Source organism: Sediminibacillus albus, from assembly GCF_900101125.1.
GTDB classification, from domain to species: Bacteria; Bacillota; Bacilli; order Bacillales; family Amphibacillaceae; genus Sediminibacillus; species Sediminibacillus albus.
The window spans coordinates 12,935-34,026 of the sequence record NZ_FNFL01000010.1 but is presented as its reverse complement, the minus strand read 5'-3'; the positions used below and the strand labels follow the sequence as shown (position 1 = coordinate 34,026).

Genomic DNA, 21,092 nt, shown 5'->3' with positions numbered 1-21,092 from the left:
TCTCGCCTTTCCAAAGAACGCAGCGAAATTAGGGTGCCTTTCTTTACTCGGCCGTACCGCTTTTCTTAGTCCCTTTTTGTGTGTTTTAGTCCTTGAATTAGTTCTTCCACGATTTCGTAGCGGCGCAGTTTATTTTGTTTATCCCATTGCAGTACCATTTTCAGGTTCCGGTTTTCTGTACCGAGCTGTACCATCCGGCCGTAACTGGACGCAAACTCAAACAGCTTGGCGCCATCAATGTGCTGACTGGTATCTTCTTCTACTAAAATTTCAATTTTATTTCTTTTTTCACTGACTGCTTCGACACGTTGTTGCCTGGCATTAATTTTTATGCCGGCTACATGGAAGAGATTTTCAACCTCAATCGGATAATCACCGAAACGATCGATTATTTCTTCTTTCAAGTCATAGATATCCTCTTGGGAGCTAATTGCCTGAAACCGTTTATACATATCAATTTTTTGTTTTTCATCGTTGATATAACTGTCAGGGATGTACGCGTCCAAATCTAAATCAAGCTCTACTTCAAATGGTTTCGCTTCTTCGATCGTTTTTCCTGCTTTTTTGGCATCTATCGCCTCTTTAAGCATTTGGGAATACATATCAAAACCGACGGAATCAATGAAGCCGTGCTGCTGGGACCCGAGCAGGTTGCCTGCTCCCCGGATCGATAGGTCACGCATTGCTATTTTAAAGCCAGAACCAAGTTCCGTAAATTCCTTAATTGCCTGTAGTCGTTTTTCAGCTACTTCTGTCAACACTTTATCCGGCTGGTAAGTGAAATAGGAATAAGCGACACGATTGGATCTTCCTACTCGTCCGCGCAGCTGGTATAGCTGGCTTAAGCCCATCTTATCTGCATCATAGACAATTAACGTGTTGACATTCGGAATATCTACCCCTGTTTCGATAATGGTCGTACTTACTAATACGTCAAACTCTCCTTCGAGAAAAGAAAACATAACATTTTCAAGCTCCGACTCATTCATCTGGCCATGGGCGAATGCAACCCGGGCATCATCTACTAAGGCCGAAATTTCTTCTGCCATCCGCTCGATATTTTCCACCCGGTTATACAAGAAAAACACTTGTCCGCCACGGGACATTTCCCGCTCGATGGCTTCTCTTAAAAAGACTGGATTATATTCCAATACATAGGTTTGAATGGGGAATCTATTTTCAGGCGGTGTTTCTATTACAGATAAATCCCGCACTCCGAGCATCGACATATGCAGTGTTCGAGGTATTGGGGTCGCCGTCAACGTCAAAACATCCACATTCGTCTTCAATTGTTTTATCTTCTCCTTATGCTTGACTCCAAACCTTTGTTCTTCGTCTACAATAAGCAGGCCAATACTTTTATACTCTACATCCTTGGATAACAGACGATGCGTTCCAATCACTATATCAACCAAGCCTTTTTTCAATCCATCGAGTGTTTCCTTTTGCTGTTTTCTGGTGCGGAATCGGCTAAGCAGTCCAATATTGACTGCATGGCCTTGGAACCGTTCCATAATTGTTTCATAATGCTGCTGCGCGAGGATGGTAGTCGGCACTAAAATGGCTACTTGCTTCCCTTCTGCAATCGCCTTAAATGCGGCTCTTATCGCTACTTCTGTCTTGCCGTAGCCAACATCGCCGCAAAGCAGCCGATCCATCGGCTGTGGCCTCTCCATATCCTTTTTAATTTCATCAATGCACCGTAATTGATCCTCTGTCTCCTGATAGGGAAACGCGTCTTCAAACTCCCGCTGCATCAATGTATCTTCTGAAAAAGCATGTCCCTTAGTCGCTTCTCTTTCTGCATACAATTTAATCAAATCATCAGCAATATCCTCCACAGAAGATTGAACCTTGCTCTTCACTTTCTTCCATTCACTTCCGCCGAGCTTATAGAGCTTTGGTTCTTTCCCTTCAGACCCAACATATTTCTGTACCAAATCTATCTGATCGATGGGAACAAAGAGCTTGTCATCCCCCATATATTTAAGCAGCATAAAATCTTTATGCAAGCCGTTTACTTCAAGTGTTTCAATACCTAAGTATCTGCCAATCCCGTGGTTGGCATGAACAACATAGTCGCCCACTTTCAACTCTTGATAGTTTTTAATTCTTTCTGCATTCGAGATTTTTTGTTTTCTTTTAGGTCTGCTTGTTCGTTTTTTAAATAGTTCACTTTCTGTTAAGATGGCAACTTTATGGATCGGCAATTCAAACCCGCCGCTAATATTATCGATAATGATTGTCGGTTTTGCTACCGGGAGTTCTATGTTGCTAGGACCCCTGTTAGCTTCCATATCATAATCTGCGAGCACCGCTTGAATTTTTTCAGCCCGCTGTTCATTGGGGGCAAAAATGATAATTGAAAAATCATTTTTTTGCCAACGGGTGATTTCATTTTTTAACAAGTTCATTTGTCCATGAAATTGCTGCATGGCACGACAGGACATATTAACAAGATTTTGCGGATTCGTGTTTGGTATATGCCGAAGGAATACGGACATATATAAGCGTGGCTGTTTCATTTTCGCCCATATCTGATGCCAATCAAAGGAAATAGAAATGTTCCTGACTATTTGGCTGCCTTCAAGCAGGCTATGATGCCAGTCAGCTTCCTCTTCATCCAAGCGATTGGCTGTCTCCTGGATACGACTCATCTCATCTAAAATAACCAATCCATGCTCCGGAAGATAATCTAACAAACTACCAGGCTCCTGGTAAAAGTAGCCGATATATTTATTCATTTCCTGAAAGCGTTCTTGCTGCCTTAACCGGTCTAAATCATGATTGACAACAGCAGCCAGCTTCTCTTTATCTTCTGTTTTTTTTAATTTTTGCAAGGAATTCGCAAGTTCCTCTTCCAATATCCGGGCGCCTGATGTTATATCTGACGGTGTTAATAACAGCTCTGTCGCAGGACCAATCGTCACGTTATCAATTTTTTCCAGAGAACGCTGGGATTCTGCATCAAAATAGCGGATAGAATCTACTTCATCATCAAATAATTCTACCCGTATTGGGTTTGCTTCTGTTAAAGGATATAAATCGATAATTCCGCCACGAAGGCTGATCTCACCCGGTGTTGAGACCATATCCACCCGTTCATAACCCATTTCAATCAAAGCAGATAAATACTTGTCTATATCAATTTCTTTTTCTAATCGAAATTCGAGCTGGTATTTTGTCCAATAAGATGCTGGCGGCAAAATCCGCTTTAATGCGGCTACTGGCGCTATCAGAATTCCTGAATCTTTCGCCATCCACTTATTCAGCGCATCTATACGCTGACTCTTTAACTCTGGGCTGGCAATTGCAATTTCAGAAGCAATTAATTCATTTACCGGGTATAAATGAACGTTATCTTTGTCCGATATTTCCATAAGATCTTCATACAGCTGCTGTGCCTGCATTAGTTGGTGAGTCACCAATAGAATTGGTTTGTTTACAGACTCGCTAATCAATGAAGCGAGTAAGCTTCTTGCCGAACCTGTCAACCCGGAAACCAACTGTTCTTTCAATCCTGCTTCTACCCCGGAAAGAATTGATTTTATATCATCCTGTGATTTTAAATAATGTTTTATTCCTTGCATGGTGCCTCCCCCTAGGATTCTTTCCTTTAAAGCTATACTTTTATAAATTATTGGTATAAGTACAAAAATGCCTTGGCTGCCAACCAAAGCTTTTCCTTCTTTACTATTTCCTTAAAGAGAATAAAGGTCTATTCTATTGAATGAAAAAATCGAGTTCATGGTAATGCGGATGCTGTTCTAAAGAATCCTGACAGTTTTCACAAATCGTCTTCACATGGACATCCCCATTGGCTTGGTGTTGGATCATTTCCGATTTTTCTTCATTATTAAGCGTGTCAAAACCTAATTTTTCTGCTTCAATCATCTGTTGGTCAAGCTCGCCTACGATATTTCTACAATGCTTGCAATGATAAACAATAGACATACGAAAAACCTCCTTAGAAAAACATAAAGATATGTGTTGCCCACACACTTTAAGTTTGTCCTTATGGAAGGTTTCTATACATATGTACCTTCAGTCTATGACCTAACGGTTGAATTCATTCATCACTTCTAAAAAAGGCTTTTGCATCCAAGCCTCGCAGGCATCAGCAGCTTTTTGGATAACTGCATTTGCTTCTTGTTGTTCCTCTTTATTAAAAGTCCCTAACACATAGTCTGGTACTGGTTGAGGAATAGAGGGACGTCCAATCCCTACACGAATCCGTTTAAATTCTTTTGTCCCTAAATGATCGATGATCGATCGAATCCCATTATGGCCTCCATGGCCGCCCTTCTCACGCAAGCGGATTTTTCCAAGCGGAAGATCCAGCTCATCATAGATGACGACTGTATCGCTAATATCTATCCCATAATAGTCAATGAGCGGGCGCAACGACTCACCGGAAAGATTCATATACGTCTGTGGCTCTAAAAGCAGAACCTTTTCCCCATAAATAGTTTCCATCGCATAAAGCCCGTTGAATTTTTTCTTTTTCAGCTTTAATTGATACCGAGCGGCCAACTCATCAATAATCATAAACCCTATATTATGGCGTGTTTGCTCAAATTTTTTCCCTGGGTTGCCCAGACCGACAATACATTTCATAGCATTCACGTCTTTCTTTATATATAGATTGTAACTAATACTTCTCTTATTGTACTTAGTTTCTTCCTAAAAATAAAGCAATACAAAAAACGGTACCAAAAAGACTATTATCAGCTTTCCGGTACCATAATGATTGCCGCTTTTCGTTAAACTCTGGCGAGCATCCTATCCAATGCCAACTTGGCCTTCTCAGCAGTTGCCTGATCAACTGTAATTTGATTCTTTACTGCTCCATGCTCCAAAGACTCTAATGCCCATAAGAGATGCGGCAAATCAATTCGATTCATCGTCAAACATGGGCACATCTGAGGATTAAGTGAAACAATTTCCTTATCTGGATGCTGGCGGATCAACCGTTTCACCAAATTCATCTCTGTCCCTATTGCCCACTTACTTCCAGCTGGCGCTTGATTAATCGTATCAATTATATACTTGGTTGATCCGGCAAAATCAGATAGAGCAACAACCTCTCTACTGCATTCTGGATGGACAATCACATTCATTTGCGAATCGTTCTTGCGAATTTCTTCTACATTATTAATGTGAAAATTTTCATGGACGGAGCAATGGCCTTTCCATAAGATTACTTTTACATCCTCCAGATCACCTTGATATTCAAAGGTGTTCAGGATTGGATTCCACACAGCCATTTGGTCTAATGGAATTCCCAGGTCATATGCCGTATTTCTGCCCAAATGCTGATCGGGGAGAAACAATATTCTTTCCTTTTCGGTAAATGCCCACTCCAGCATTTGTTTTGCATTAGAGGAGGTAACTGTCGCCCCTCCATTTTCGCCGACAAAAGCTTTGATGGCTGCTGTGGAATTCACATATGTCAATGGAAGTATGGTATCTCCGAGGGCTTCCTGCATCCTCTTCCAGCCGCGTTCCGTTTGATGTATATCTGCCATATCTGCCATCGAACATCCAGCCCGTAAATCCGGCAGTATCACTTTTTGATGGGGTTCCGTTAATATATCTGCTGTTTCGGCCATAAAATGAACACCACAAAACACAATAAACTCCGCCGGATTTTCCGCAGATAATTGCGCCAGTTGAAGGGAATCCCCTGCCGCATCAGCGAATTGGACGACTTCATCCTTTTGATAGTGATGTCCAGGGATAAACAGTCTATCACCGAAATGTTCCTTTATTTCCCTTACTCTTTTTTCCATCTCCCTGTCTGTCAAGTTCTTATAGCTTTCCGGCAGTATATTATTGTTTGGCTGTTGAAGCATATCCAGCATCTTCAATGAAATTTCCCCCTATCGATTGGTTATCTACCACCAGACTGATATCTAACGCAGCAGCAGAATGCGTTAGATAACCAAGTGAAATATAATCGACCCCTGTATTTTTGTAATTGGCTAATTGATGGATTGTTATCCCTCCAGAGGCCTCTGTTACGATACCAGCAGGTACATACTTAACAAATTCAGCAACTTCCTCTGAGGAGCGGTTATCAAACATAATGATATCGGCATTCGCGCGAACTGCTTCTAACACTTGCTCTTTTGTTTCTGTTTCTACTTCTATCTTCACCATATGGCCTGCATTGTTTCTGACAGCCTCAATCGCTTTAGTAATTGTGCCGCAAAATTCTATATGATTATCCTTAATCATTACTCCATCATATAAACCAAAACGGTGATTTCTGCCGCCGCCGCAAGTTACTGCATACTTTTCCAGCATACGCAGACCTGGGGTTGTTTTTCTTGTATCGCATATCCTTGTATGATTACTGTCTAATGCACGAACACTGTCGTAAGTTCTGGTGGCAATTCCACTCAGTCGCTGTATTAAATTTAAAATAACCCGCTCTCCTGAAAGTAAGTATGGAACAGGCCCTTCTACTTCTGCTATTTTTTCACCACTATATACTCGTTGGCCATCTTGCTTAAACAGCCTTACCTTAAAGGAGTGATCAAAAAGCCGATAGGCCTCTTCAATTATTTGCAGTCCAGCAATCACACCATCCTGTTTAGCAATGAATATACCGCTTCCCCTGTGAGTTACAGGGAAAATTGCCGTGCTGGTGATGTCTTGTTCTCCTAAGTCTTCTAAAAGAAAGTGTTCAAGCAGTTTGCGCAATTTTATCTTGTTCAATTTTTCTCCCCCTAAATGGTTACTGCAGCCTGTTCTTCCCACTGACGGATGATTCGTTTGCTGTTCCAGCTTTTGCGGGAAACTGGATAATCACTCCGATAATGAGCTCCCCGGCTTTCCTGCCTTGCCAGCGCTGAAGTGGCTATCAGCCAGGAGACTGTCATCATATTGATGATTTCTGCTTGGTTACGATCGGCAGCTTGGACGCTGGTATGTGGATGATAATAGTTTTCCAGCCACTCCTTCAAACCCAGTAAATCTCTTTCATTACGTTCTACACCTGCTAAAAGAGTCATGTTATTGCATATTTGCTGTTTATTTGGCAATGACAATAGCAATTTTTTGGGGATATAAGAAGAATCCGCCAGATGATCCGGCAAGTCAATCGTTTGTTTGGATAAGATTTTTTTTGCTGTTCGATTGCCAAAGACAATTCCTTCTAAAAGGGAGTTGCTGGCAATCCGATTTGCCCCATGTACTCCAGTGCCTGCCGCTTCTCCTACTGCGTATAAACCAGGAATTGAAGTTTCTCCTGAAGTGTTAGTCTTTATTCCGCCCATTAGAAAGTGAGATCCCGGCACGACTGGAAGCAGACCGCTGCCGATATCCAGCTGCTGGTCGCTACACAGCTTGTAAATGGTTGGAAAACGATGTTCGAAGCGATTGACCGGAGTGATATTCAGGTAAACTTGTCTATTTGCCATTATTTCTTTATAAATCTGCCTTGTTACCACATCACGGGGAGCCAGATCCTTAAGCGGATGGATGTCCGACATAATCCTTACTCCGAGATCATTAACCAAGAAAGCTCCCTCCCCGCGAACCGCTTCAGAAACAAGACCGAGAATCTTCCCTTGTTGATATAACATCGTCGGATGGAACTGGATAAATTCCATGTCAACCAGCTCAGCACCTGCCCGGTAAGCCATCGCGATTCCATCGCCAGTAATCGTAGGGTCGTTGGAAGTTAAAGAGTATACTGCTCCGCAGCCGCCAGAAGCTATAATTGTTGCTGATGCCTTATACTGACGGATATGATTGTCTTCATCTAAAGTCAGGACACCGGTACATATGCCATTTTCTATCATAAGGTCAATAACCATTTCCTGTTCGATTAACGTGATATTATCTATTACTTGTTCTAACATAAAGGAAGTCAATGCTTTGCCCGTTGAATCCCCTCCTGCATGGAGGATGCGCCGCCGCAGGTGAGCCCCTTCTTTTCCCAATTGAAAGCTTCCATCTCTGTTGCGGTCAAACTCCATTCCCTGCTCAATTATTTTTTTAAGATAATCAGGCCCTTCCCGGACGAGCGTCTTCACATGTTGAGCATCATTATAAAAACAACCTGCTGCCATTGTATCTTGATAATGATCAGCCCAATGATCCTGACTGCTTAAGGATGCTGCCACTCCCCCTTGCGCTAAAAAGGAATTGCTTGCGGTTCTGCTTCCTTTTGTGAAAATAATCACATTTTTTTCTTTGCTTAATCGATTGGCAGCAGTTAATGCAGCCAACCCACCGCCAATAATTATTACGTCATGTAAAGGCATCTGTACGCCTCCTATGCTTATCACCTGTGCCCGCACTGTTAGCTAAACAAGTATGGTCGGGCAATTGTGTATATCTATCTGTCTTGACACCTATATTTACATATTATTTAATGAATGACAAGAGCTTTGTTTGAATTATTTCACAGGAACTCAAAAAGGAGTGTTTGCATGATTTATTTAGACTATGCTGCCACGACACCAATGTCCGAGGAAGCAATAGAGGTATATACCCGTGTATCCAGGTCCGTCTTTGGCAATCCGAGCAGCTTGCATGATGCAGGTTCACACGCTTTTCATCTCTTAGAGCATTGCCGCGAGGAACTTGCCGAATTACTCCACGCGCATAAAACAGGGATTTATTTTACTGGAGGAGGCAGTGAGTCTAATATTCTAGCACTCCAATCATTAATTGAAGCAAGCACTATAGATAAGGGACATCTCATAACAACAAAGGTGGAGCATCCTTCGATACTGAATTTCTTTGCCCGTTTAGAAGGCCATGGGTATGATGTTACTTACCTATCCGTCGACAAGGAAGGACTTATCGATTTGCAGGAACTGTCTGCAGCCATTCAGGATAACACCATTTTAGCTTCCATACACCATGGCAATGGAGAAATTGGCACTCTCCAGAAAATGGAGGAAATTGGTGATATCCTGCATTCCCGCAATATCTTGTTTCATAGCGACTGTGTCCAGACATTTTGCAAAGTACCGATGAATGTAAATCTGCTCCCGGTTGATTCTCTCTCTTTTTCCAGCCACAAGGTTTACGGTCCGAAAGGAGTAGGAGCTGTCTATATAAGCCCGGAAACACCCTGGCAGCCATACCTGCCGAACACCACACACGAGAAAGGATTCCGCTCCGGGACTGTTAATGTACCAGGGATTGCAGCATTTGTAACCGCAGCCCAAAATCTCCATCAGGAAATGACCGAAGAACAAACACGCCTATCTGCCATCAGACATTTATTTATAAAAGAATTAGCCAGTCTTCCTTACCAAATAAAAATTGAGGGTGCTGTCCATCAGAAGTTGGCTCATATTCTCGGTATGCGCGCGGAAGGTGTACAGGGCCAATATCTCATGCTTGGATGTAACAGGCATGGAATAGCAATTTCTACAGGGTCAGCATGCAGTACTGGACAACAATCCCCGTCTAAGACTATGACGGCAATCGGCAGATCTGAGACAGAGGCACGCCAATTTGTCCGTCTCTCATTCGGTAAATCAACCACCGCCGATCATGTCTATCAAACAGTTAAGACACTTAATGCTTTACTAGAAGAATTCTTTGATACAAAATGATTAGAGAAGAAATTCTCTGCTCATGATGGAAGAAGTGAAGGAGCGAAACATATGAATAACGATCAGAAACTACCAGGAAACAAAAGAAGAGAGTTAATTCTCCAATGGCTAAAGGAGGCAGAGACACCGATAACTGGCAGCGATCTTGCTGAAAAGACAGATGTGAGCAGACAAGTTATCGTCCAGGATGTCTCCTTGTTGAAAGCGAAAAATGAACCAATCATGGCTACCAGCCAAGGATACCTGCTAGTTCGGGAGCATTCTGGCCAAGCTCTTCATCAACAAGTAGTTGCATGTTCACATTCCCCCCAGCAAACCCGAGAGGAACTTTATTTAATAGTCGATCATGGAGTAACAGTCAAAGACGTCCGGATCGAGCATCCTGTTTATGGTGATTTAACTGCATCTATTATGGTCAGCAACAGAAACGAAGTCGACCAGTTTGTTGCTAAAATTCAGCAGACAAACGCTGCCTACTTATCTCAATTAACCGACGGAACCCACCTGCACACATTAGAAGCAGACACCGAAGACAAGCTAACCGCTGCCTGCTCTGCACTCGGTAGAGCAGGAATCCTCATTGATATGTAACGATGGATAAAATAGGAGTAAACGTAAAAAAGTACAGCTTAAAAGCTGTACTTTTTTTATTACTCATATATTCATCTTACTCTTCGTTTGCTTCACCATTAACTAATTCTGGCTCTTTTTGCTCTTCATCAGTGTCTTCTTCCACAGTACCTGAATCTGGGGCAAGGATGGAAACGATAGTTGTTGATTCATCTTCAGTAATTTCATAATCTTTGCTTTCCGGTAAGTCGGAAACTGTAATACTGTCGCCTACTTCAAGCTTAGAAACATCTACTACAATCTCTTCTGGAATATTGCCCGGTTTTGCCCGGATAGCCAAATTATAAAGCGGCTGCTGAAGCACCCCTCCATCTTTAGATCCTTGAGCATCGCCATCTAAATGAATAGGTACCTCTACATCAATAACCTGGGACATATTGACTGCATAAAAATCAGCATGCAATAGCTCGTCCTTGATCGGTTCCACTTGATAATCATGTAGCATTACATCGACTGATTCGCCTGCGACGTTCAGGGAAATTATAGCATTTCGCCCTTCATCGCGCACAGTCTTAAGCAAGTCGATACTATTCACGGCTACAGTCTTTGGTTCTTTTCCTTTACCATATACAACTGCAGGAATTAGTCCTTGTTGTCTAATCGTTCTTGTATGTGATTTTTTTAAATCCTCGCGTTTTTCTGCATTAAGTTTTACTGCCAAGTTAATCACCCTCCATTGAAATTAAAAACAAGTTAATTGTAATTATTTCCCGCTAACCGGCACGCTTAAACATTTTACACGTTGTTAGAACAATTTGATCACTTTCTGGACACCTAATAATTGTCATTAGTTTTCCCTTACCTTAAGTATAACTTCCTTTTATGAAGTTGTGGTGAAGTCCCGGGATCCTCAATAATTTGTTTAGAGCTTTTTTTGCAGGATCTTTCAGTAAACCATCAATCGAACAGGATACTTACAGATTGCAACTCATGTACACGGATTATCGCTTCGCTGATTAACGGAGCTACCGATAATGGTGTGATTTTTTCAATTTGCTTTTCTTCTTTTAACGGAATCGTGTTAGTGACGATTAATTCTTTAATCTTCGATTGATCAATTCTTTCTATAGCGGGGCCAGAAAGAACTGGGTGTGTACAACAAGCATACACTTCTTTTGCTCCATTTTCAATTAATGCATTGGCGGCCAATGTAATTGTCCCTGCTGTATCGATGATATCATCGATCAATATGGCTGTTTTCCCTTCAATATTCCCTACAATATTCATTACTTCAGATACATTAGGACGAGGCCTTCTCTTATCGATGATGGCAATCGGCGCTTTCAAACGGTCAGCCATTTGGCGGGCTCTGGTCACACCGCCATGATCTGGAGATACAATAACCAAGTCTTCCAAGTTCTTTTCCTGAAAGTAATCAGATAGAATTGGCACTCCTACTAACTGATCAACTGGAATGTTGAAAAATCCTTGGATTTGCGGTGCGTGTAAATCCAAAGTTATTACACGAGAAGCACCAGCGGTTTGCAGTAGATCTGCAACTAACTTTGCTGTAATAGGTTCTCTTGCACGTGCCTTTCTATCTTGTCTGGCATAACCATAATAAGGCATTACGATATTAATCGTTTTTGCAGAAGCGCGTTTTAATGCATCAATCATAATCAGCAATTCCATCAGGTGCTGATTGACAGGTTCGCTTGTCGATTGAACGACATAAACATCACAGCCGCGAATGCTTTCCTCAATATTAATTTGCACCTCGCCATCACTAAATGTGGAGACCGAGCATTGGCCTAACTCTGTACCTATATTGGCCGCTATTGCTTCTGCCAGTTCCGGATTGGAATTCAGGGTGAACACCTTCAGTGATGAATCTTTATAACCAGTTGCCATCTGATAAGCCCTCCATTAATCTTTTTTCGGTTTTTTAAAGTTTTTTGCATAGTCATCTTTGTTCGTCTGTCTCGCCCTGGCGATGGAGAGTGCTTCCGCCGGTACATCTTTGTTAATCGTAGAGCCAGCAGCTACATATGCTCCTTTTCCTACAGTAACAGGGGCAATCAAGTTAGAATTACATCCGATAAAGGCGTCATCCTCGATTTTGGTCAAATGTTTCTTCTCACCATCATAATTAACGGTAATGGTGCCACATCCTATATTTACACCTTTGCCTACTTCAGCATCTCCTATATAACTTAAATGAGAAATTTTGCTGTTATCTGCAAGGGAAGCCTTCTTGACTTCAACAAAGTTGCCGACCTTTACTTGATCACCAATCTCGCTTTCCGGCCTTATATGTGCAAACGGGCCGATTTGTACTCGTTGACCTATGTCACTATCCTTAGCAACACTTTGGCGGATTACCGTTTCCTCACCTACCACACAGTTAGCAATTTCTGTATTGGGGCCGATCACTGCATCCTCTTTAATAACAGAATTACCGCTGATTATGCTGCCAGGATATATTACGACATCTTGTTCTATGATGACGTCTCGTTCTATATAAGTGTTTTCTGGATCCGTAATAGTTACTCCATTTTTCATATGCTTCTCATTGATACGCTTTTTCATTAACTTTTCTGCCTGAGAAAGCGCTACACGGTCATTTACCCCAATTGTTTCCTCAAAGGAGCCTGTTTGGAAGGCGCTGACTTTCTCTTCGCTTTGCTTGAGAATCTCTAGAACGTCCGGAAGATAATATTCACCTTGCGCATTATTATTAGAAACCTTTTTCAATGTTTTAAATAAGGCTTGATTATCAAAACAGTAAGTACCAGTATTGATTTCGCTGATGCCTAACTCATCAGGAGAAGCATCCTTATGTTCAACAACTTTTTCTACATCGCTTTGCTGATTGCGGACTACTCTTCCATAACCTGTAGGGTCGGGAGCATTCGCAGTCAGGATTGTCGCCGCCGCACCTTCTTTGTCATGATGGTTCATCAACGCCTCTAATGATTGCTGAGTCAATAAAGGGGTATCACCGCTGACCACAATGGTCGTCCCCTCTTTATCCTTTAGCAGGTCTTCAGCCTGGAGTACAGCATGCCCAGTACCCAGTTGTTCTTCCTGAATAACAAAGCTGGAAGTGCCGCCAATTTGATCTTGTACCTTTTCCGCCCCAAAACCTACCACTGTTATTAGCTTTTCCAACTCTAATTTATTTAACTGATCTACGACATGCTGTACCATCGGCCGGCCCATCACAGGGTGCAATACTTTATACAATTTTGATTTCATCCTAGTGCCCTGGCCTGCTGCCAATACAACTGCATACCTTTTGGTCATGTGGTTACCTCCATTTTTTATTGCTGAGTAAGCTGCGAAAAAAAACGGGCTTATCTTTATTAATTAACACTTTCTAATCACCGATTTACTTCGCTTAAAATATAAATTATCCAGTTATGAATATATCTTAAAATATGCGGTATTTCAACAATGAACCACTAGAGACAAAAGTCATTAAATTCCATCACATAACTGGGAAAGGAGGATAATGGCATATACGTTATTCGCCTTCGATCCCCGCCTCGTTTTCTAAACAATAAAAAGAAGCCTAATCTTAGAAGATTAGACCCCTGCTGCCTCTACGTCTTAAGAAGCGCCCGCTTCTTCATATTCAACTTCCACTTCACCTGCACGATGATACTCTTCTAATACAGCGTCTTGAATCTTTCCTCTGGTATTAGAATTAATCGGGTGTGCGATATCGCGAAATTCCCCATCAGGAGTACGTTTAGAAGGCATTGCAACAAATAACCCGTTGTTTCCATCAATTACTCGAATATCATGGACAACAAACTCCTGATCCAACGTAATAGAAGCAATTGCTCGCATTCTTCCCTCGGTATTAACGCGGCGTAATCTAACGTCTGTTACTTCCATTATGTCTCACCACCTTTTCCCTATTAGAACTTATTACCATACATTCAACAAAATAAGGATAAATCCTGCTTAATTTTAAAAAAAATTTTTAAAAACAGGATATTTTTTGCAGGCAGTCTGTTTGATGCTTCATTAAGCAGGGAGAACAGTTTTATATAGTGAGCAATCTACCTTCTAATTCAGCTCTCGGCGGAAGTAATTCCCTCTTCTCACTTCAATCTGTTTGTTCTTTACATCGACATTGTTTATTTGAATAAGAGAAGTATAGTCGGTTATGACCCTCTCTTCATCCTCATCCTCCGCTTCGGCCAATACTCCAATTGCTACAACTTCAGCCCTGAATTCTTCCATTAAGTTTTTCATACCGTTGACTGTTCCGCCAGCCTTCATGAAATCATCTATAATACATACTCTGGAGCCTTCCTGTAAGCTTCTTTTTGAAAGGACCATCGTCTGGATTTTTTTTGAAGAGCCTGATACATAATTTATACTCACCGTGGATCCTTCGGTTACTTTTGGATCCCTTCGGACGATTACTACCGGAACATTCAAAAAGGAAGCGACAGCATAAGCTAGAGGAATACCCTTCGTAGCGACTGTTACAACTACATCCACTTCCGACGTAGAGAAATAACTTGCAAACAGTCTGCCGATATTTCTGACCTTAGACGGCTCGCCAAGGATATCGCTCATGTATAAATAACCGCCAGGAAGCAGCCGGTCAGGATCCTCGAGTTGTTCACAAAGCTGGTCAATAAATTTTTCGCTATTCGTTCGCGAATAGCTTGGAATATATTTAACTCCGCCGGCAGCCCCCGAGATTGATTCTAAATAGCCAATTCCTTGCTGCTGAAGAATATTATTTACAATAGCCAAATCCTCGCTTATAGAAGATTTGGCCGAGTCAAATTCAGCGGAGAAAAAGGGTAAAGAAACAAGCTGGGAGGGATGTTCTATTAAATGGTTAGTCATTGCCACCAATCGGTCACTTCTTTTCATTTCTGCACCTCAAAAACCGAATATTTTCATCAAATATAACACTTATGTACGTGTTTAATCAAGTGGCTTATGGTATCCAAGCATTCTTACCACGTACACTTCATCACAAAAACCGCGCAAGCTGTTGTAAATCCGGTACGCACGACTTTCCTGGCGCACCAGAGAAAACACTGTCGGCCCGCTCCCGCTCATTAATACAGCGTCTGCACCTGCTAGTTCCATCTGGTTCTTTATCTGCCTGACTTCCGGATACATGGAGAGTGTAACAGATTCCAGCACATTGCCTACTTTATTGCACATGGAGCCAAAGTCTCCTTCTTCAAGGGCAGCTATCATTCCTTCGGTATCCGGATGTTCCACACCTTCTATTTTGAATTCTTGGTAAATCGACTGGGTTGATACGCCGATAGACGGTTTTGCCAATACTACCCAACATGACGGAGGTGCCGGAAGCTCTTTTATCTGTTCTCCTCTGCCTCTTGCCAGGGCAGTGGTATTATATACACAAAAGGATACATCAGATCCTATTTCCGCTCCTAAACCAGCCATTTCCTCCACAGACATGCCCAGATTCCAAAGCCGGTTCAACCCGCGGATTACGGCAGCAGCGTCACTGCTCCCCCCTGCGAGGCCAGCCGCAACCGGGATGTTTTTTTCGATGAATATCTTAACACCCTTATGTACCTTATATGTATCTTTCATCAATTTAGCTGCACGATATGCCAGGTTACGCTCATCGCTCGGCACAAATTGACTTTCAGATTCTATTTTTATAATATTGGACTTTAATCCAGTCAACTCAATGCGGTCTGCTAAGTCGATGGTTGTCATTACCATTTCAATCTCATGGTAATCGTCCGGCCGCTTATATAACACATCCAATGTTAAATTGATTTTCGCCGGTGCCTTCTCAAGTAAATGCATCCTTTCACCTACTTTTGTTTATATCTATAAATTGTATCATATTATATAAAGGCTGTGCCATCACGCAATGTTAATTGCTCTCCCTCTTCCAGTAAAATAAAAAAGGGGGACAAACCCCTGAAATCAGGATTTGTCCCTTTGCAGCTGCTGCTCGGCCATTTCAACTGCACGTTTTACCATATTACCCGCATCACGTGCCTTTATTCCTCCCCAGCCCTCTTGCTGAACGGTGTCGTAAAAACCCAATTCCTTTGCAATTTCCTCTTTCAACTGGTCTGACATAACCCCTCTACGTCTGCCCATGAAAGAAACAACCCCTTTCAAAGTAAGCTTTTTACGACATTTATAGTTTTACCGTGACTCTTAATGTTAGTCCTATTAGTTGTATGTAAATATGGGAATAATTGAGGTTCACTCCAATTAAAGATAGCTTGGCTTACCATTTTAAGGTTTGCACAGCTGTTCTTACGCTCCTAAAAAATAAAAAAGCAGTAAACGTATGTTTACTGCTCCCCAACAACCATTTTGCTCATATCATCGATGAAATTTAATTCTACTGTTTCTGTTAATACGTCCGCATAACTGTAGGAAACTCGCTCAAACGCATTCTCATCTTGATCTAGTTCTACAATAAATACCGAGGGATACGTTTCAGCCAGAGTTCCATACCGTTCGATGGTTTTTCTTCTCCCACCATTAGCTTTAAGCTTCAAGCGTTTACCAATCTGCACATCTAAACCTTGTTTAATTTCCACCAATGTTTTAGCCAATACACTCCACCTCACTATTCTTACTATACCACAAGCTTGTATTCCAGTCAAATAAAATCTTATATTATAACAGTATAACAAAATTACTGTCAATAACAAAAGACGCTTTTTTGCTTAATTACTGTTTATTTTATCTAATTACTGAAAAATTATGTGAAATAACTAAAAAAACAATACGGAATGGGCCAAAAAAACCTACCGTATCCATCCGCCAAAAATGGGGTGACTGAAAAGCTCATTTCCAAAATAAAAACACTTCTTCAGCAAAGCTGCGGAAGTGCTTATGTTATTTATAACTGTTCAGCCTCCTCTTCTTTTAAATATGGCATTCCAGTTCTTAGCAACCCTCTGGTTTCCACGCCCCCTAATCCTTTTTCGCCTGTCATCGTATTGCGCAGTGCTTCCCATACGCTGACTTTTTCCATAAACGGAGTATAAGCAACTTTTGCGGCAATATAGACTGGATCAAGCGCATGAATATTAATTCGTGACGGAGAACTGGCAAAATTGGCGCCAGCGCGTATTAAAGACTCAAAGTGTGACTGGCAGGCACCAGCAAAAATAACTAATTGGTCCAGATGCGGTATTACCTTCCGCGCTTCTCTTACTGTTTCAGCAAAGTATTTGGAATGGCGGTATGCTCGAATATCATTTTTCATCCCTTTGTTTCTGGAGTAGGCATCGTGCCCGGTAATTACAATAATATCCGGCTGGATTTTTTCCACAAGACCCGCAATTTCAAGTGGCATATCTTTTTCATTAAGATGGACTCCATGTACTTGCAAACCAATTTGCTGGTAAACATCTATACATTTTTTTAAATATAAGCGATCTCCATCCAAATGCAGGACACGGGCAGGGATTTGAAAGTAACTCGAGTCATGGTGATAACCCGCTGTCGATTCATAGTCTCTTTTTTCCTTCATCAATTGGTAATCCTGGCGAAAAAGCCGAAAAGAATAATCTTCTTTTTCCTTCACTTGTTTACGCCTTTTTTCTAAATCTCTTTCTTCGACTACTTGCAAATCATCCAGTGGAGCATCAGCAACAAGCCGGACATCCTCGCCATGCAGTAACGCATGAGAATCAGTAATATTATTAATCCGGAACAATATATCATTGTTATAAGATAAACGGGTAACTAACCCACCAGTTGCAGCTTTCATCTTTTCACCTCATCCATCTTGACTGGCGGATATATAGATTGCACCAATCAAAACACTAGTTACTAACTAGCCTATGTCAGGAGTATAAAGATGTGCGCCGCAAAAAGCCTGACGTACGGGTCACCGATTTTCCAAAGCTGAAAAAAAGACGTTCGCTAATTGGGCAAATTCCGTCATATCCAAGGACTCTCCCCTTCTTGTTCCATCAATTCCAGCTTGCTGCAATAATTCTTCTATTATTGTCTTACTTAAACGATCCGCAAAGTGCCTGGCCAAGTTATTTCTTAAAGTTTTTCTTCTTTGGCCAAAACAAGCTTGTACTAAATCAAAGAAAAATGCTTCATCTTCCACATCAACAGGAGGATTCTCCCTAACATGTAAGTGGAGTACAGCAGAGTCTACGTTCGGCTGGGGCATAAAGACTGTTTTAGGTACCGACATAGCGATCTTAGCTTCGGTGTAATACTGGACTGCTATCGTTAATGAACCGTAGCTTTTAGTATTAGGACTGGCAGCCATTCGATCCGCAACTTCCTTTTGGATCATGACCGTAAAGCTCTCTACCGGAAGTTTGTCCATTAATAACTTCATTAAAATCGGTGTCGTAATGTAATATGGTAAATTTGCTGCCACTTTTATTTTTTGACCTTTACGGAAGTTGTCTTTGATGACCTGGTTAATATCTGCCTGTAATATATCCTGGTTAATAATTGTGACATTTTTATAGGCATCTAACGTTTCATTTAAAACCGGAACGAGCCGCTGGTCGATTTCAAAAGCAACGACTTGGTCAGAGTGAATAGCCAATTGCTCCGTCAACGCGCCCATTCCCGGCCCTACTTCTATTGTCCCGGTTTTACTGTCTATTTCAGCATAATCAATAATTTTTTTTAAAATATTTACGTCGATAAGGAAGTTTTGCCCTAAGCTTTTTTTAAACGAAAAACCATATTTAGCCAGTATCTCTTTTGTTTTTAAAGGAGTTGCAATCGCCCTTTCATTATTCATCATTCTCCTCCTTCAGGATTTTTTCCATGGTGTTTATAAAGGTTTCCCGGGAAATCTGAAACATAGTCAATCGCTTCAGAAGTTGTTTTCCATTCGTATAACCAATTTGCAGGATTGCACCTAGTTTCTGACGGCGGACCTTTGCTTGCGGTCCGCCTAGCAATCCATACGTGAATAAATCTTCCCTGGTTAGCTCGCTATCGTATGTAGCTGCTAACTCGTAAACATTCGCCAATGCTTTTTGGAGCGCTTCCTTGGATGCATGCTCTATACCTATTCCCTTATTATGTTTAGCTTTTGCATCTTCACGCGTTAAGAAAGCGTGTTTACAACCAGGAACAGCATTGGCGACAATATGCCTGATTCTTTCTCCAGGATAATCGGGATCCGTAAAGATAATAACCCCCCGTTTTTCCTGGGCGTGCTTTATTTGTTCAATAATTTCACTGTTAACTGCCGAACCGTTGGTTTCGATCGTATCTGCATCCACGGTTTGTTTTATTTTTGCCGTATCATCTTTTCCTTCTACTACGATTATTTCTTTTACTTTTCGTTTATTCATTTAGTTCCTCCGCTAATCCTACGGTATTTATATAAACACTTTATATTGTTACTTTTTAAGGATAAAGCAAAATCTGAATGAATACTATTCCTATTCTGCTTCTTTTCATAAAAAGAACCTTTCTCCTTAACGGAGAAAGGTTCTGCGACTTAATTAATCAAGCACTTTTACTTGGACCTTTTTGCTGCCAAACCTGCTGGCTTCGCTAGGCGAGGATACATGGAGATCGATACGATTTCCTTGGATAGAACCGCCTGTATCACCGGCTATTGCTGTTCCATAGCCTTCTACCCACACCTTGCTTCCCAATGGAATCACCTTCGGGTCCACGGCAATAACTTTAGCATTCGGATTCGCATGTAAATCGATTCCTGTTGCAGTCACACCGGAACACCCGCTGCAATTAGCGGAGTAAGCAGTTGCATGCATATAGTAGGACTTAGCTGACGCTTCGCCGCTTCCCCTGGATACCGTTGTCTGCTTGGCGGCTGAAGCAGTTGTCGCAGAAGGCTGGTTTACTTTAGTTCCGACGGCTACGATTCGTTGTTCACTTTTCTTTGCTACTTCTTCTTTTATTAACGTACGGTCTACTTCTTTGCCGTTTTCCAAAGTTACTTCGAAATGCTTAGCGACTACTCCTTCCTCACCGGGAGCAACTACCTTCTCTTTTCCTTTTTCCAGAGAGGAGTCCTGCTTTGTCACCACAGAGTAATCTGTCTTCTCTTCGACGATATCGGTCACTTTTTCTACACGGGTGACTTCAATAGTTGAATCCTTACTCAACTCTTCATCCTTTTTGACATTTAACCGATCTAATTTTCCCAGTTTAATGTTTTCCCTGTCCAGTAATTCTTCCACTGTCCCGCCGGTCGTCCAGAATTTTTCTTTTTCCCCAGCGTCGTTGATGGTAACTTGGTAGGCTTTCTCAATGCTAACTTTTAGACCATCTGTTAACGCTGCTGATTCTTTATGGGACACTTGATCGTGCTCTGAAATACGGATGTCATTTTCCTTAAATAAATCTTCGATCGTTTCTGAAGTTGTATAGTATGTTTGATTTTGGCCATCGGTAGAAACGGTTACCTTGATGGCTTTTGTATAGTTGATTTTCATGCCTGATGTAAGACTTTCTTCTGGGTTATGAGAGATCTTATCATGTTCCCCCAACTTGATATTCAGGTCTTTTAGAACATCCCCTACAGTCTTTGCGTGTGTGCGCACGGTGATTACTTCACCTTCTGTTTCTACTGAAACTTGGGCTTTTGTCACATGATACGTAAAAATGCCTACAAGAGTAAATACCGCCGCTATACTAGCAATGTAAATGACTAGTTTCGTTCTAAAAGCGGACAATAGCTTTGAATTTAACTTCATGCTCACTTGCCTCCTTTATACCCGTTGTATTATATAAACAACATTTTTACCTGTCAATCTGCCAATACAAGCTATCTAGGTCCTTTAACCCCTGTCATTACTGGAACAAAAGTAGGATTGCAGCCTTATATTTCAAAAATATTAAAATTAAGTTACAAAGGCTGAAGCTGCTTACAAAAGTAGATGTAATATAGTATAGTACAAGGTCTTTTTCCTGTTTATGCTATCCCCC

Annotated in this window: 20 protein-coding genes; 2 read left to right on the top strand and 18 right to left on the bottom strand. The window is 41.5% G+C overall.

Annotated elements, in window-relative coordinates; translation table 11 throughout:
- Window positions 1-65: 65 nt before the first annotated feature.
- From mfd to nadB, 6 genes are all read right to left on the bottom strand, one after another.
- Window positions 66-3,590, bottom strand: a complete 3,525-nt coding sequence (gene mfd / locus BLR93_RS17485; protein WP_093217466.1) for a transcription-repair coupling factor — start codon at window positions 3,588-3,590, stop codon at window positions 66-68.
- Window positions 3,591-3,723: 133 nt separating this feature from the next.
- The gene (gene fin / locus BLR93_RS17480; protein ID WP_093217463.1) at window positions 3,724-3,954 is read right to left on the bottom strand and encodes an anti-sigma-F factor Fin; all 231 of its coding nucleotides are present in this window, start codon (window positions 3,952-3,954) and stop codon (window positions 3,724-3,726) included.
- A gap of 102 nt (window positions 3,955-4,056) precedes the next feature.
- Complete coding sequence (gene pth / locus BLR93_RS17475) at window positions 4,057-4,617, bottom strand: aminoacyl-tRNA hydrolase (RefSeq protein WP_093217460.1); 561 nt, start codon at window positions 4,615-4,617, stop codon at window positions 4,057-4,059.
- A 146-nt stretch (window positions 4,618-4,763) separates the two neighbouring features.
- Window positions 4,764-5,864, bottom strand: coding sequence for a quinolinate synthase NadA (nadA, locus tag BLR93_RS17470; protein WP_425440956.1), 1,101 nt, complete (start codon window positions 5,862-5,864; stop codon window positions 4,764-4,766).
- Complete coding sequence (nadC, locus tag BLR93_RS17465) at window positions 5,833-6,723, bottom strand: carboxylating nicotinate-nucleotide diphosphorylase (protein ID WP_093217454.1); 891 nt, start codon at window positions 6,721-6,723, stop codon at window positions 5,833-5,835. The genes nadA and nadC overlap by 32 nt, the downstream gene beginning before the upstream one ends.
- Window positions 6,724-6,734: 11 nt before the next feature.
- A complete protein-coding gene (nadB, locus tag BLR93_RS17460; protein WP_093217451.1) occupies window positions 6,735-8,276 on the bottom strand; it encodes an L-aspartate oxidase in 1,542 nt (513 codons plus the stop codon).
- Between the two features lie 168 nt (window positions 8,277-8,444).
- Here nadB and BLR93_RS17455 point away from each other — a divergent pair, with 168 nt between their 5' ends.
- Together BLR93_RS17455 and BLR93_RS17450 are read left to right on the top strand one after the other, a co-directional pair.
- Window positions 8,445-9,584 (top strand): IscS subfamily cysteine desulfurase, encoded by a 1,140-nt coding sequence (locus BLR93_RS17455; protein ID WP_093217449.1) that lies wholly within the window; start codon window positions 8,445-8,447, stop codon window positions 9,582-9,584.
- Between the two features lie 51 nt (window positions 9,585-9,635).
- Entirely contained in the window at window positions 9,636-10,175 is a 540-nt protein-coding gene (locus tag BLR93_RS17450) for a transcription repressor NadR (RefSeq protein WP_093217446.1), read from the top strand.
- 76 nt (window positions 10,176-10,251) lie between these two features.
- Here the strand turns inward: BLR93_RS17450 and BLR93_RS17445 are convergent, their stop codons facing one another.
- From BLR93_RS17445 to BLR93_RS17390, 12 genes are all read right to left on the bottom strand, one after another.
- Window positions 10,252-10,875 carry a 50S ribosomal protein L25/general stress protein Ctc gene (locus BLR93_RS17445; protein ID WP_093217445.1) on the bottom strand — a complete coding sequence of 208 codons (624 nt, stop codon included), beginning with the start codon at window positions 10,873-10,875 and terminating at the stop codon, window positions 10,252-10,254.
- A 236-nt stretch (window positions 10,876-11,111) separates the two neighbouring features.
- Window positions 11,112-12,065 (bottom strand): ribose-phosphate diphosphokinase, encoded by a 954-nt coding sequence (locus BLR93_RS17440; protein ID WP_093217442.1) that lies wholly within the window; start codon window positions 12,063-12,065, stop codon window positions 11,112-11,114.
- Window positions 12,066-12,080: 15 nt separating this feature from the next.
- Entirely contained in the window at window positions 12,081-13,460 is a 1,380-nt protein-coding gene (glmU, locus tag BLR93_RS17435; protein WP_093217440.1) for a bifunctional UDP-N-acetylglucosamine diphosphorylase/glucosamine-1-phosphate N-acetyltransferase GlmU, read from the bottom strand.
- Window positions 13,461-13,766: 306 nt separating this feature from the next.
- Window positions 13,767-14,057, bottom strand: coding sequence for a septation regulator SpoVG (gene spoVG / locus BLR93_RS17430; RefSeq protein ID WP_026568978.1), 291 nt, complete (start codon window positions 14,055-14,057; stop codon window positions 13,767-13,769).
- 174 nt (window positions 14,058-14,231) lie between these two features.
- Window positions 14,232-15,056, bottom strand: a complete 825-nt coding sequence (gene purR, locus BLR93_RS17425; protein WP_093217437.1) for a pur operon repressor — start codon at window positions 15,054-15,056, stop codon at window positions 14,232-14,234.
- A gap of 54 nt (window positions 15,057-15,110) precedes the next feature.
- Complete coding sequence (gene ispE, locus BLR93_RS17420; protein WP_093217435.1) at window positions 15,111-15,980, bottom strand: 4-(cytidine 5'-diphospho)-2-C-methyl-D-erythritol kinase; 870 nt, start codon at window positions 15,978-15,980, stop codon at window positions 15,111-15,113.
- Window positions 15,981-16,103: 123 nt separating this feature from the next.
- Window positions 16,104-16,283 carry a small, acid-soluble spore protein, alpha/beta type gene (locus BLR93_RS17415; protein WP_093217433.1) on the bottom strand — a complete coding sequence of 60 codons (180 nt, stop codon included), beginning with the start codon at window positions 16,281-16,283 and terminating at the stop codon, window positions 16,104-16,106.
- 200 nt (window positions 16,284-16,483) lie between these two features.
- Window positions 16,484-16,750, bottom strand: coding sequence for a biofilm formation stimulator Veg (veg, locus tag BLR93_RS17410; protein WP_093217431.1), 267 nt, complete (start codon window positions 16,748-16,750; stop codon window positions 16,484-16,486).
- 290 nt (window positions 16,751-17,040) lie between these two features.
- On the bottom strand, window positions 17,041-17,916 hold the full coding sequence (gene yabG, locus BLR93_RS17405; RefSeq protein ID WP_093217428.1) for a sporulation peptidase YabG: 876 nt from the start codon (window positions 17,914-17,916) through the stop codon (window positions 17,041-17,043).
- A gap of 120 nt (window positions 17,917-18,036) precedes the next feature.
- The gene (gene rsmA, locus BLR93_RS17400) at window positions 18,037-18,924 is read right to left on the bottom strand and encodes a 16S rRNA (adenine(1518)-N(6)/adenine(1519)-N(6))-dimethyltransferase RsmA (protein WP_093217426.1); all 888 of its coding nucleotides are present in this window, start codon (window positions 18,922-18,924) and stop codon (window positions 18,037-18,039) included.
- Window positions 18,917-19,486 (bottom strand): ribonuclease M5, encoded by a 570-nt coding sequence (gene rnmV, locus BLR93_RS17395; RefSeq protein ID WP_093217422.1) that lies wholly within the window; start codon window positions 19,484-19,486, stop codon window positions 18,917-18,919. Before rnmV ends, rsmA begins: the two co-directional genes overlap by 8 nt.
- Window positions 19,487-19,639: 153 nt before the next feature.
- Window positions 19,640-20,860 (bottom strand): resuscitation-promoting factor, encoded by a 1,221-nt coding sequence (locus BLR93_RS17390; protein WP_093217418.1) that lies wholly within the window; start codon window positions 20,858-20,860, stop codon window positions 19,640-19,642.
- Between the last annotated feature and the right edge of the window lie 232 nt (window positions 20,861-21,092).

Bases quoted from the DNA above. Each gene is read 5' to 3' on its own strand.
- BLR93_RS17455 (WP_093217449.1), top strand. From the start codon at position 8,445: ATGATTTATTTAGACTATGCTGCCACGACACCAATGTCCGAGGAAGCA.
- BLR93_RS17390 (WP_093217418.1), bottom strand. From the start codon at position 20,860: ATGAAGTTAAATTCAAAGCTATTGTCCGCTTTTAGAACGAAACTAGTC.
- ispE (WP_093217435.1), bottom strand. From the start codon at position 15,980: ATGCATTTACTTGAGAAGGCACCGGCGAAAATCAATTTAACATTGGAT.
- BLR93_RS17450 (WP_093217446.1), top strand. From the start codon at position 9,636: ATGAATAACGATCAGAAACTACCAGGAAACAAAAGAAGAGAGTTAATT.
- pth (WP_093217460.1), bottom strand. From the start codon at position 4,617: ATGAAATGTATTGTCGGTCTGGGCAACCCAGGGAAAAAATTTGAGCAA.
- glmU (WP_093217440.1), bottom strand. From the start codon at position 13,460: ATGACCAAAAGGTATGCAGTTGTATTGGCAGCAGGCCAGGGCACTAGG.
- nadA (WP_425440956.1), bottom strand. From the start codon at position 5,864: ATGCTGGATATGCTTCAACAGCCAAACAATAATATACTGCCGGAAAGC.
- yabG (WP_093217428.1), bottom strand. From the start codon at position 17,916: ATGAAAGCTGCAACTGGTGGGTTAGTTACCCGTTTATCTTATAACAAT.
- rsmA (WP_093217426.1), bottom strand. From the start codon at position 18,924: ATGAATAATGAAAGGGCGATTGCAACTCCTTTAAAAACAAAAGAGATA.
- spoVG (WP_026568978.1), bottom strand. From the start codon at position 14,057: ATGGAAGTAACAGACGTTAGATTACGCCGCGTTAATACCGAGGGAAGA.
- nadB (WP_093217451.1), bottom strand. From the start codon at position 8,276: ATGCCTTTACATGACGTAATAATTATTGGCGGTGGGTTGGCTGCATTA.
- BLR93_RS17440 (WP_093217442.1), bottom strand. From the start codon at position 12,065: ATGGCAACTGGTTATAAAGATTCATCACTGAAGGTGTTCACCCTGAAT.
- rnmV (WP_093217422.1), bottom strand. From the start codon at position 19,486: ATGAATAAACGAAAAGTAAAAGAAATAATCGTAGTAGAAGGAAAAGAT.
- mfd (WP_093217466.1), bottom strand. From the start codon at position 3,590: ATGCAAGGAATAAAACATTATTTAAAATCACAGGATGATATAAAATCA.
- BLR93_RS17415 (WP_093217433.1), bottom strand. From the start codon at position 16,283: ATGGGCAGACGTAGAGGGGTTATGTCAGACCAGTTGAAAGAGGAAATT.
- purR (WP_093217437.1), bottom strand. From the start codon at position 15,056: ATGAAAAGAAGTGACCGATTGGTGGCAATGACTAACCATTTAATAGAA.
- fin (WP_093217463.1), bottom strand. From the start codon at position 3,954: ATGTCTATTGTTTATCATTGCAAGCATTGTAGAAATATCGTAGGCGAG.